At 40.4% G+C, this 12,213-nt stretch carries 13 protein-coding genes; 4 read left to right on the top strand and 9 right to left on the bottom strand.

Annotated elements, in window-relative coordinates; translation table 11 throughout:
• Window positions 1–27: 27 nt before the first annotated feature.
• The 5 genes from ACP26M_RS25450 to ACP26M_RS25430 form a co-directional block, all read right to left on the bottom strand.
• Window positions 28–456, bottom strand: coding sequence for a hypothetical protein (locus ACP26M_RS25450; protein WP_426584391.1), 429 nt, complete (start codon window positions 454–456; stop codon window positions 28–30).
• 104 nt (window positions 457–560) lie between these two features.
• Window positions 561–1,010, bottom strand: a complete 450-nt coding sequence (locus ACP26M_RS25445) for an ankyrin repeat domain-containing protein (protein WP_426584389.1) — start codon at window positions 1,008–1,010, stop codon at window positions 561–563.
• A gap of 14 nt (window positions 1,011–1,024) precedes the next feature.
• Window positions 1,025–1,939, bottom strand: coding sequence for an alpha/beta hydrolase (locus ACP26M_RS25440; RefSeq protein WP_426584387.1), 915 nt, complete (start codon window positions 1,937–1,939; stop codon window positions 1,025–1,027).
• A 181-nt stretch (window positions 1,940–2,120) separates the two neighbouring features.
• Window positions 2,121–3,213 (bottom strand): peptide chain release factor 2 gene (prfB, locus tag ACP26M_RS25435; RefSeq protein WP_426584385.1). Its coding sequence is split into 2 segments (ribosomal slippage): window positions 2,121–3,152 and window positions 3,154–3,213, totalling 1,092 coding nucleotides; the frame shifts between segments, so codons are not numbered across the junction.
• A gap of 98 nt (window positions 3,214–3,311) precedes the next feature.
• Window positions 3,312–3,749: a hypothetical protein gene (locus tag ACP26M_RS25430; RefSeq protein WP_091171982.1), complete on the bottom strand. Its 438-nt coding sequence runs from the start codon at window positions 3,747–3,749 to the stop codon at window positions 3,312–3,314.
• A 253-nt stretch (window positions 3,750–4,002) separates the two neighbouring features.
• Between ACP26M_RS25430 and pgi the strand changes: the two genes are divergently transcribed.
• Both pgi and tnpA read left to right on the top strand, forming a co-directional pair.
• Window positions 4,003–5,649 carry a glucose-6-phosphate isomerase gene (gene pgi, locus ACP26M_RS25425; RefSeq protein ID WP_426584383.1) on the top strand — a complete coding sequence of 549 codons (1,647 nt, stop codon included), beginning with the start codon at window positions 4,003–4,005 and terminating at the stop codon, window positions 5,647–5,649.
• A 473-nt stretch (window positions 5,650–6,122) separates the two neighbouring features.
• Window positions 6,123–6,557, top strand: a complete 435-nt coding sequence (gene tnpA / locus ACP26M_RS25420) for an IS200/IS605 family transposase (protein WP_426584381.1) — start codon at window positions 6,123–6,125, stop codon at window positions 6,555–6,557.
• A gap of 93 nt (window positions 6,558–6,650) precedes the next feature.
• Here the strand turns inward: tnpA and ACP26M_RS25415 are convergent, their stop codons facing one another.
• The 4 genes from ACP26M_RS25415 to ACP26M_RS25400 all read right to left on the bottom strand — a co-directional run bounded on the left by ACP26M_RS25415 (window position 6,651) and on the right by ACP26M_RS25400 (window position 11,305).
• Window positions 6,651–7,724 (bottom strand): glutaminyl-peptide cyclotransferase, encoded by a 1,074-nt coding sequence (locus tag ACP26M_RS25415; protein WP_426584379.1) that lies wholly within the window; start codon window positions 7,722–7,724, stop codon window positions 6,651–6,653.
• Window positions 7,725–7,729: 5 nt separating this feature from the next.
• Window positions 7,730–8,098 carry a YraN family protein gene (locus ACP26M_RS25410; RefSeq protein WP_426584377.1) on the bottom strand — a complete coding sequence of 123 codons (369 nt, stop codon included), beginning with the start codon at window positions 8,096–8,098 and terminating at the stop codon, window positions 7,730–7,732.
• Window positions 8,098–10,044 (bottom strand): DNA primase, encoded by a 1,947-nt coding sequence (gene dnaG / locus ACP26M_RS25405; RefSeq protein ID WP_426584375.1) that lies wholly within the window; start codon window positions 10,042–10,044, stop codon window positions 8,098–8,100. The genes ACP26M_RS25410 and dnaG overlap by 1 nt, the downstream gene beginning before the upstream one ends.
• Before the next feature lie 391 nt (window positions 10,045–10,435).
• Complete coding sequence (locus tag ACP26M_RS25400; protein WP_426584373.1) at window positions 10,436–11,305, bottom strand: DMT family transporter; 870 nt, start codon at window positions 11,303–11,305, stop codon at window positions 10,436–10,438.
• A gap of 112 nt (window positions 11,306–11,417) precedes the next feature.
• On the opposite strand from ACP26M_RS25400, the gene ACP26M_RS25395 reads away from it, so the two are divergent.
• Window positions 11,418–11,909: a hypothetical protein gene (locus tag ACP26M_RS25395; protein WP_426584371.1), complete on the top strand. Its 492-nt coding sequence runs from the start codon at window positions 11,418–11,420 to the stop codon at window positions 11,907–11,909.
• 59 nt (window positions 11,910–11,968) lie between these two features.
• Window positions 11,969–12,178, top strand: coding sequence for a hypothetical protein (locus tag ACP26M_RS25390; RefSeq protein ID WP_090530211.1), 210 nt, complete (start codon window positions 11,969–11,971; stop codon window positions 12,176–12,178).
• Window positions 12,179–12,213: the final 35 nt, after the last annotated feature.

Here is a 12,213-nt window from a genome sequence, read left to right as displayed (position 1 = left end):
GGTTACTCGCAATGACGCGAATTTTATTTACTCCACCACCAACTTTTTCAACGTAATCCCAATTGTTGCTGTTTTCCTTTTCACCGCAGTTCCATAACTGAATGCGATCTTATACATCTTTTTCGATTTGATCCAATTAATAAACTTTGGATCGCACACCCCGTTCAGCTTATAAACGTATTGTTGGGGTTGAGGCTTAACCTCAGATACGGCTATGTAGATAGAACAGGGCGATTTACAATCTGCCGGGGCATCCGTATCACCCTGTTGGTCAGCCACCAGGTACACCGCTATGTTAAGCGTTTTATGATCGGTGTATACATAGCGTTTTTGCAGGTTATTTAAAACATAGGTGAGGTCCTGGTTGGATACGCTTTTGTATTTAATAGCTTGGGCGATAACATTAAAGCAGGCACCGGCAACGAGCAACACCGCTAACAGTATTTTTTTCAACATACAATCTTCATTAAGGTCGAACTTCGGGCTTTCAAAAAAAGACTGTTTACCTCAACAATAAAATATGCTTACTGTTTTATCGATTCAGTTAAAAATCATTATTCTTATTTCAGGTTGTCCTCTATGAATTTTATTGCGTCGGGATGATTACCTTCTTTCGCAGCAGACAACACGGTATTTCCCTCTTTGTCTTTGAAATGAATATCAGCTCCATTTTTTAACAGATAGCTAATAATAGCTATGTTGCCTTTATGTGCTGCATACATTAAAGCGGTGCTGCCAAACCAGTCTTTCCAGTTGATTTCGACTTTATGATCAACTAAAAGCTTAACCATTTTAAATTGGTCTTGTTGGATTGATAATATCAGCAAGCTCATTTCAAAATTCATGGTTTTCCGTTTGAAGTTAACATCAGCACCTTTATTAATTAAAGTTTCAGCCAATGTTGTATCATTTGCATTTACAGCTTTGTACAATTGCTCGTTGATTGCTTGTGCTTTTACATAAAAAGCTAAAAAACTGAAAACTAAAAACAGGAAAAAGTATCGTTTCATTTATACTTAATTATTTATTTTCCGCTCAAAAAACCATTCTCCTCCAGCCACGCGGCAGCCCATTCAAACCATTTGCCTTTATTTTTAGAGTTATACATTCCAAAGCCGTGGCCACCTTCCTGGAACAGGTGCATTTCGGCCTTCACTTTATTTTTTAACAGCGCATCATAAAATAACAGACTGTTTTGCACAGGCACTACGTTGTCATCCTCGGCGTGCACTAAAAATGTTGGCGGGGTGTTGGCAGTCACTTGTTTCTCGTTCGAATACAGATCTAACTGCGCTGCCGATGGGTTTTTACCTATCAGGTTTTCCCTCGAGCCAACATGGGCATATTCACCAAAAGAAATTACAGGATAGATCAGCATCATAAAATCAGGGCGTACGCTGATGTTTTCTTTATCTTCAATAACCGGTTTATCAAAATGCGTACCTTCTGTTGAAACCAGGTGCCCGCCTGCCGAAAAACCGATAATTCCTATCTTTGAAGGGTTAATATTCCATTCGGCAGCATTTTTACGCACGGTGTATATGGCCATTTGCGCATCCTGTAACGGACCGATAGATTTATCTGTCATAATATCATCGCTTGGCAAGCGGTATTTTAGCAAAAACGCAGTAACACCAATATTGGCAAAAGCCTGTGCTACGGCCTTTCCTTCATGATCCGATGCAAGTCCGGCATATGCACCGCCGGGGCAAACAACTATCGCTGCACCGTTGGCTTTCCCTTTTTCCGGAAGATACGGCGTTAGCGTTGGTTCTGTAACCATGGTGATCCAGCTTCCGTTATTAGTTTTTTCTGTATAGGTAGCAGGCGCCTTTTTAGAATTTGGCACTCCTTTGGGATAAAGCAGCATCGGTTTTTCCTGTGCAAAGGAAGCAAATGTTATAGCTGTCAAAACTAAGGCAGATAAGATGGATCTCATATTTATTAAATGTAAAATTGGATGTGTCCAAAATACAATTAATCTCCCGAAAACAAAAACGGAGCATCAGAAATGATACTCCGCTTTTATAATTTCTAAAACAACGTCAACTATACAGGGCGGGCCTGCTAATCGGGGATTGCTTCGTACCGCGCAATGACGCCTTTTTTATCTATTTTTTTTACGTCTTTGGCCCGCCAAACTCCATGAGGTAGGCTTTCAGGAAATCATCCAGATCGCCATCAAGCACTGCTGCCGCGTTTGAAGTTTCATGATCGGTACGCAGGTCTTTCACCAATTTATAGGGATGTAAAACATAGTTACGGATCTGTGAGCCCCACTCTATCTTCTTTTTATTGCCCTCAATAGCATTGGTCAGTTCCATACGTTTGCGCATTTCAATTTCGTATAACTGTGATTTAAGCAAGCGGATGGCATTGTCCTTGTTCTGTAATTGCGAGCGCGACTCCTGGTTTTTAATGATGATACCCGACGGTTTGTGGTACAAACGTACGGCAGTTTCCACCTTATTCACGTTTTGCCCGCCGGCACCGCCCGAGCGGAAAGTTTCAAACTCGATATCTGCCGGATTTACCTCAATTTCAATAGTATCGTCAACCAAGGGATAAACATATACCGAAGCAAAGGAAGTATGGCGCTTGGCATTAGCATCAAAAGGCGATACGCGCACCAAGCGGTGTACCCCATTTTCACCTTTCAGATAGCCGTAGGCAAACTCGCCTTCCAACTGCAGGGTAACGGTTTTTACACCGGCAACGTCGCCTTCCTGGTAATCTTGCTCGGTTACTTTATAGCCGTTTTTTTCGCCCCACATAATATACATACGCATGAGCATGCCGGCCCAGTCGCAGCTTTCGGTGCCACCGGCACCCGCCGTGATCTGAAGCACCGCGTTTAGTTGATCTTCTTCGGCCGAGAGCATATTTTTAAACTCAAGCTCTTCAACGGCTTTTATAGCTGCATTATATTGTTCCTGCATTTCGGCCTCGGTGGCGTCGCCACCCTGGTAAAATTCAAAAAGTACGCCGGCGTCATCAACAACCGATACTACCTTCTGAAAAGCATCCGTCCATACTTTTTTTACTTTGATGGATGCCAGTACCTTTTCGGCCTCTTTGGGGTGATCCCAAAAATGCGGACCAATGGTTACTTCCTGTTCCTCTTTTAATAGTTCCAGCTTCTTATCAATGTCAAAGATGCCTCCTCAGGGAAGTTACTCTATCCCTTAAATCCTGAACTTGTTCTTTAGTCATGCGGCAAATATATATAATTTGAAAAATTGCTATAAAAAAAGGCCTGCAAATTGTTTAACAATCGGCAGGCCCGTTCATTAGGCAGATGTAATAGTATGTTAGGCAACCATCAGGTTGTTCACAAGCGGGTTCAGATCGGTACGGTTACCGTTTAGTTTAGTTAACATAGTGCCCAAAGCAAACTCTTTGGCTTCACCGCTTTTTGTTTCCTTAATCAGTTCATTCATTACAGTGGGGATCAAAGCTTTTGCAACTGTTAACGCATGTGCCGGATCGATACTGTAAAAAGTGTTAAGCTTATTTGCAAAGCGGTTGGTTATGCTCGATACTAATGAATTGTTGTAACTACCCGAGAACTGGAAGTACTTTATAAGTTCCTTCACCTTGCCGCTTTCAAGCTGGCCTTTTAAAACTTCAATGATTGAACTTGAAGCTTCATTGATCACCGCCTCATGATATTTAGCAGGAATCACCGGATTGTTGATAACAGCCGTCCCGGCGTTATCTTTTACAAGCAAAAACAGTTTTTCGAACATAGTAATACGTGCTTTTAAAGTAAATTTACAAATTGATGATAAATACCTGATTTGATTACCATCGATACAAATATATTAAATAAAAATTTTAAACTTCAAAATATATTTGTAATTATTTTGTAATTCTCATAATTTTCAAGTGTAAAATCAACACTATGCCAGCCGTGTTTAAACAACACTAAGACAGGCTAATAATTTATTTAATGACTATCTAACAATTAACTTTTTACTTTTGTTGAAAAACAACACAATTATGCTGCCAACTACTGATTTTACAACAACCCAGGCTTACAAATATCTTACAGACCATTACATTGATATTGTATCAAAAAACCTGAAGGAAATGTTTGATGCTGACGACCAGCGTTTTAATAAGTTCTCGATCCAGTTTGAGGATATCCTGCTTGATTATTCAAAGAACCGTATCGATGATGAAACTATCGCTTTATTGATCCAACTGGCCAAAGAATGTTCATTAAAAGAGGCGATAGACGCCATGTATTCCGGCGAAAAAATTAACGTTACGGAAGGCCGTCCGGTATTACACATCGCATTACGTAACCGCAGCAACACTCCTATTTATGTTGATGGTAAAGATGTTATGCCTGATGTAAATAAAGTGCTTGACCAGATGAAATCTTTCAGCGAAGCTATTATCTCTGGCGAATGGAAAGGTTACACCGGCAAAGCCATTACCGATGTAGTTAATATTGGCATCGGCGGATCTGACCTTGGCCCGGTGATGGTTACTGAAGCTTTAAAAGCATACAAAAATCATTTGAATCTCCACTTTGTAAGTAACGTAGACGGCACACATATAGTCGAAACCCTGAAAGCAGTTGATCCTGAAACTACATTGTTCCTGGTAGCTTCAAAAACTTTCACTACTCAGGAAACCATGGGCAATGCGCATAGCGCACGCGACTGGTTCCTGGCCAGTGGTGCTACTGAGGCCGATGTAGCTAAACATTTCGCCGCTCTTTCAACCAATGCAGCAGCTGTTGAAAAATTTGGTATCGATACCAAAAACATGTTTGAGTTTTGGGATTGGGTTGGTGGCCGTTACTCTTTATGGAGCGCTATCGGTTTGTCAATTGCCCTAAGCATTGGTTTTGAAAACTTTGCCGATTTGCTTGCCGGTGCCCACGCGACTGACAATCATTTCAAAACTGCCGAATTTGACCAAAACATCCCGGTTATCATGGGTTTGATTGGCATCTGGTATAACAACTTCTTTGAAGCCGAAACCAATGTTATCTTACCTTACGACCAATACCTGCACCGTTTCTCTGCCTATTTCCAACAAGGCGATATGGAAAGTAATGGCAAACATGTTGACCGTAATGGTAAAGATGTTGACTACTCTACTGGTCCGATCATTTGGGGTGAGCCAGGCACAAACGGCCAGCACGCGTTTTACCAATTGATCCACCAGGGTACCAAACTAATCCCTGCCGATTTTATTGCTCCGGCACAATCGCACAACCCGCTGGGTGAGCACCATAACATGTTGCTGTCAAACTTCTTCGCTCAAACCGAAGCGTTAATGAATGGCAAAACCGAAGAGGTAGTTATTGAAGAACTTAAAGCAGCCGGAAAATCTGACGAGGAAATTGCTCAAATTGCTCCGTTTAAGGTATTTGAAGGCAACCGTCCAACAAACTCATTCCTGATTAAAAAAATCACCCCATACACTTTAGGCGCGCTGATTGCTATGTATGAGCACAAGATCTTTACCCAGGGCATCATCTGGAACATATACAGCTTTGACCAATGGGGTGTTGAGCTTGGTAAACAACTTGCCGGCAAGATCCTTCCTGAATTGAAAGATAATGCAGAGATCAATAGCCATGATTCATCAACCAACGGCTTGATCAATCAATATAAAGCCTGGAGGTAATGCCCCCAGCCTCCTAAAGGGGGGAGGTTTATAGTTTAAACAACAAATGCCCGGATTCTCCTGGCGTTTGTTGTTTTTAAAAAGCTTAAACTTATAGCAGAAATTTTTCCGGCGATTTCGGCTAAAGCCGGTTTGCAATTCCTACTGTTCCGTTGGTTAAAACCAACGGCAATGAATTTTAACAGCTCGTTAGTTAACTTTTTATAGACATAAATCAGCCGGAATAAATAATGATTAATGTCGGCCAAGCAAATGCTCTTTCATTGCAATTGGTTTTAACCAACAGATAAAATTAAGGCAATACAACGGCTTTAGCTAAAATAAACCATACCTTTCGAATAGGAAAACCTAACGAATACACAGATTTCTCTCATCATTGCCGTTGGTTTTAACCAACGGATAAGATCATCAACATTTAAAGGGCTTTAGCCAAAATAAACCATACCTTTAAGGAAAGAACAACTTTCTAAACTATGTCATTTGTAAAAATCTGGATCCATTTGGTATTTGCAACTAAAGACAGACAACCCTTGCTTACTCAAAACATAAGATACCAGATACATAAACACATCATAGAGAACTGCAAAGAGAAAGGGATATTCTTACAAGCGATTAATGGCTATACCGATCATATCCATTGCCTTATTTCTTTAGGAAAAGATCGAAGTATCGCTAAAATAAGCCAGCTAATTAAAGGCGAATCATCCCTTTGGATAAATAAGAACAAGCTGATAGACCAACAATTTGGCTGGCAGGACGATTATTTTGCGGTATCAGTAAGTGAATCACAGGTATCAACTGTCATTAGCTATATTAACAATCAGGAAAATCATCATCAAAAGAAATCATTCAATGATGAAGTTGAAGAATTTATGAACCGATATGGCTGGCAACTGCTCAATAACTAAAACATGAAACGCCCGGGTAATCCGGGCGTTTCATGTTTATAAAAATAGTCTTTCAAGCTATGGTTCCCCCTTCAGGGGGTTAGGGGGCGAGGCTTAGGGAACCGGCACAAACTTAACCTGGTACAAATGCGGCCATTTTTTACCGGTAACAAACAGGCGCTGACCTTTGGCATCCCAGGCAATTCCGTTTAGCACGTTATTATTCCAGTCCCTGTCCTGCGGACGGCTTGCTACCGGGTAAATCTCTTTCATATCAATTACCTGCTCCACCACACCGGTTTTAGGATTAATCACCAATATGTTATCGGTTTGATAAACATTAGCATAGATCTTACCGTTGATGTATTCCAGTTCGTTTATTGAATCTATCTGCTGTTTATCGTCACACACATCAATGTGGCCTATCTGGTGATAATCATTTTTATCCAGGAACCAGATCCGGTTGGTGCTATCGTCCATATAAAGTTTGGTTCCGTCAAAACACATTCCCCAGCCTTCCGGGCCAACATTATTGGTAAAATTGTTAAGTAGCTTCAATGTATTTTTATCATATACAAAGCCTACTTTTTCTTTCCAGGTAAGCTGCACTACTTTATCACCAATAACCGAGAGGCCTTCACCAAAATATTGCGTATCAAGTTTGGTTTCCTGTAAAACCCTACCGGTATTCAAATCAACCTTTCTGATTGTTGAATACCCTTTTTCACCAGTGCTTTCAAACATAACCCCATCAACGTACTGCAAGCCCTCGGTATACGCGGCGGTATCATGCGGGAAAACTTTTTCAACCTTATAAGTGTACCTGGCAGGGGCTTTTGCTGCTAATAACAAGACATTGGTTGATACCTCATTGCTTTTACCGCCTTCATAAACCTTAGCCGTGATTATCCTGATGCCCAAGCCAATGGTATCTGTTTTAAGACTGATGCCTGCAGTATCCTTACTGGAAGCGAACTTTACGGAATCGAGCAGGTACACTACCGAATCAACTTTACTGCCTGTAGGATAGCCTACTTTGATGTCGATCTTATCGCCGGCTTTGTAGTTTGCACCGGCGTCGGGGGTGATGGTATAATCTGTAGCCGAGCTATCAGGTTTATGGTTACAGCTGCAGCCGAAGGCCATTAGGGCAAGGGCGGCAAAAAATAGCTTTAGTTTATTATTCATAAGTGTTATGTGGCCGAAGGCCAAAACGCATCTTCTATATGGTTTAGTATATAATTTCCACTGCGGTCAAACAAAATAGCGATGATATCAAACCGCACTTCACCCTGGTGGTTCATGAGGTAGATGTATTCATCGGCGGCTTCGGCCAGCAGTTTTTGCTTACGGTTATCTACAAAATCTTCGGGTTCTCCAAAGCCATTGCCCGTGCGGGTTTTTACTTCGGTAAATATAATAACCTTGTCTTTATAAGCAATAATATCTATCTCAGCTTTTCCGTAAGTCCAGTTTTCATCAAGAATTTCGTAGCCTGCTTTTTCGAGGTGGGTTTTGGCTAATGCTTCGCCGATGCGGCCAAGTTCAAGGTGTTGGGCCATTATTTTATGATTACGGAGCCCAAAAAGTCAGATATTGATTTTTCTACCTTTTTCATACGCATGTACTGGTTAAGCAGTATTTCCTGATCGGCCTCAGTTTCGGCTTTTTGAAGCTGGGTGCGCAGGTCTTCCAGCATCTTGCCAACCTTGTGTTTTTTAAGGTGAAATATAGCACCGAGGATAGTTGCCTTCATATTAACCTGCTCATCGTTCACCGTGATCTTATGCATTTCGTACCAGTTTTCACTAAGCGAATATTTACTGGCTAACATGTTAATAGTTAAATCAACTATAGCTTTGTCCTTATGGTGAATAAAATAAGCCTCATCCGGCAGTACACCGTTTTCTACTTCGCGACGGTAAATTTCGGTAATCTGCTTACAAACCGGATGATCAAAATTAACATCACTCAACTCGGCTATAATGAAAGGGCCTATATAGGTATTGGCTATACCGTCCCAGTCAATCATACGGCTTCCATAATGCAGCAATAAACGCACAATTTCTTTTTCCTGTGATTGATCAGAATAAAGTAAATCGGTTGATATTATTTCATCCCGATGCTCCTCAATATTGGAATTATCAGATTCAAAATCAGGATTAGGTAAAACAGGTCGATTTTGCTCAAATGCTTTGTTATGTTTAGCAAGAACCAGTTTATTCACAGCATTTAAAAATCCCGCTTCACCTATTTTTAAGTTTTCTGCTACCTGCTTAATATAGTCCTTTCTAAATTCTGGCTCTAAGTTGTTTGATAATATTTCCGCTAAATCATCTGCTACTTTAATTTTTTTAACAGGATCGATAAGATCCCCTTTGTCTACAGTGGTAAGATAAAATTCTACTAAGCTTTTAGCTTTGTTCTCAATATAATATTTAAACCCAGCTGACCCCTGATTTCTTACATAAGAATCAGGATCGTGTCCATCTGGAAAAGATACGATCTTAACATTAAATCTTTCCTTATACAACAGGCTTAAACCACGAATAGCAGCCTTTATTCCAGCCGAATCACCATCATACAAAATTGTTATATTCTTTGTCTGTCGGCCTATTAGTTTAATTTGTTCTGTTGTAAGAGAAGTTCCCGACGACGCGACAACATTTTCAATTCCTGCTTGAAAAACCGAAAGTACGTCAGCATATCCTTCAACTAAATAACAATTATCTTGTTCGCGAATAGATTTTTTTGCGAAGTAAAAGCCATAAAGGACGTCTGATTTATGGTAAATTTCCGATTCAGGAGAATTTACATATTTAGGAACATTCTTATCTTTTTTTAGGGTACGGCCGCCAAAAGCAATTATTCTTCCAGTAGAACTGTGTATGGGAAACATTACGCGCCCCCTATATCTGTCATACATAGAGCCGTTCTCTCGTCTCACAGACAAACCACTTTCTTCCAAAAATTGTGGCTGATAACCCATGTTTATGGCGGTCTCTGTAAATGCTTCCCATTGATCTGGCGAGTAACCCAGCTCGAATTTTTTTATAATTTCAGTTGAAAACCCACGTTCCCTAAAATAACTCAAACCAATGCTACGCCCCTCCTCTGTCTCAAGCAAAGTTTCATGGAAAAACTTAGCTGCAAAAGCACTAACTATAAGAAGGCTCTCGCGTCGATTAGCCTCCTCGCGGTTTTCGGGAGCTTCAACAGTTTCTTCAACCTCGATGCCGTACTTTTTAGCGAGCCATTTCAAGGCCTCGGGATAACTGAACTTTTCCAGCTCCATTAAAAACGTAACAGCCGAACCACCTTTTCCTGTCGAGAAATCTTTAAAAATACCTTTTGCCGGGGAAACCGTGAACGAAGGGGTACGCTCATTCGCGAAAGGCGAAAGGCCTACATAGTTGGCCCCGCGCTTTTTTAACTGCACAAATTCCCCTATCACCTCCACAATGTCGGTGGCTTCCATAATACGGTCGATAGTGGATTTTTGAATCATGAGTTAAAATGCAAATGTAGGGAAGATAGATCGTTGCCCGTAATTCGAAAACGTTAAAATACGGTTTTGTTTGATAACGAGCTGTTTAAAATTCAATCTCCTTAAGAGACAAGTTTACCGTTAACGCTTTGAGTTAAGATCCTGAGATATATACCAATTTCATTACTGCGATGACAGGGGTTAACAGGGTTAACATAAATTCAATAATACAAACACAAAAAACTTATAATCAATTACTTAATAAAGCAATAGGGTTACATTAAATACTGCTAAAGTATTAGAAAAGTAATAAAATTATACAAATCGTACTTCAATCGTTGCGACCGAAGCGAACTGAAGATATTAACATCATGATATGATATAACTTCATTTGTACTGCGCTTAAACCCGTTTAAACCAAGGTATTCGCTTTTTGATTTCGGGGTTTTAAAAATGTTACCGCTATCCCCGCCAATACAATTATGCTGCCAACAATCTCATTAAAACCTAAACGTTCATGCAGTAAAAAAGCAGCCAGCAGCCCGGCAAAAACCGTTTGGCTTAATAAAGCGATGGAAACCCTGGTTGGTTCCAGATAACGTAACGAGTAATTGATGGTTAGCCAGCCTGCTAACTGGCAAATAAGCCCCATACCTATAAAGCAAAGCCAAACTTTTAATGAAAGATGAACAATATCGTTATGCATAGATCCATTGACTACCAGCAAAAAAATACTGGCGCTCAGCATACTGTAAAACATAAAACTAAACACATCAATACCGGCCATAATATTTTTGGTGATCATGATATAGGTAGCATAAAAAAAACTGGCGAGTATAGCCAGCAGTATGCCGGCATTAAGCTCCATGTGTAAAATATGTTCATAACCTACCAAAACAACCATACCGGCGATGGCAATGAGCGTACCTATCCAAAATAGCCGACCTGATCCTTTTCTTAAAAACAGGAAGCTCATCAGGCCCACCCAAACCGGGGCCAGGTTGGCAATAAGGGTTGATACAGTGGCGCTGATCTTTAACAGCGAAATATTCCATACCGCAATATCAAGGGCGAAAACCATGCCCGCAGCTATGGAAATAAGCAATTGCTTTTTATTTATTTTAAGTTTTTGCCTAAATACACAAAATGGGGCAAGACAAATCCAGGCTATAAACACCCGGTAAAATGCAGAACCAATTGGTGATACCCCGGCAAGCTTTACAAATATCGGCGAAAAAGAAATGCATAGAATGCCAATAACGAGGCTCAATTTGGGATTCATGGGCGATAAAACAAAATGAGCGGCAAACTTACTGAAACCACGTATAATATGCTTTACTTTTAAATATCTTTATATTTCCTGTACAATTTATTAACCTGTCATCAGTAAAGCAATGAAATATCCCTGTTTGATATTAGCCATAGCCGTGGCCCTGCTTTTTTCGGCCTGCAAAAAAAAGGACTGCTGTAATTTTCCGGTCATACCCGATTTTATGCTTGCGCAAAAAAACAACATCAAATGGGAGGCTAATCCTTCCGGTTCGAATATAATGGGTGATACCATTACCATATCAGCAAAAAGCACCATTGGAGGTGAAGAAGAGCAGGTAGGTTTTAAAATTGTGTTTGATGGTGTTGGGTATTATACCCTCAAAGCAAACGAAAACTATTACCACATTACAAAAAACGGCTCCCCGTTAGCCGGATACAAACCTGACCCTACCCATCTTAGTTCGGTAACTATAATTTCATACAACCAGGCCGATAAAATACTGCAGGGATTGTTCGAATTACGTTTTCTGAAAGTAATTGATAGCCAAACCGAAAGTCATCCGGACAAGGTTACTTTTAGCGAGGGCAAGTTTAAAGCTAAACTCAGTTATTAACTTTTATATTAATTGTAACTAAGCTCAATTATCATTCGTATTAGTTGTAAATTTGTTTTATGAAAAAAGCTCTATTATTAACCGCCTCAGTATCACTTCTGTTATTTGCTGGCTGCCAAAAAAATGGCGTAGCCCCAAAACAAGACAGTGTTAGTGCAAAAAAAAGCATTACCAACCAGTCATTGAATAAAAGCAAAGACACTATTATGGTAGGCGGCGCGACGACAAACACGTTGCTCCGTGACACAATCATGGTTACAAACAAGTAAGCGTCGAAAAGAAATAGCCGGGATACTTCGCGTTC

It is taken from the genome of Mucilaginibacter sp. R-33 (genome assembly GCF_049949235.1).
GTDB lineage: Bacteria > Bacteroidota > Bacteroidia > Sphingobacteriales > Sphingobacteriaceae > Mucilaginibacter.
Note: the sequence above shows the minus strand (reverse complement) of the source record. Positions and strands in the feature narration are given on the sequence as shown.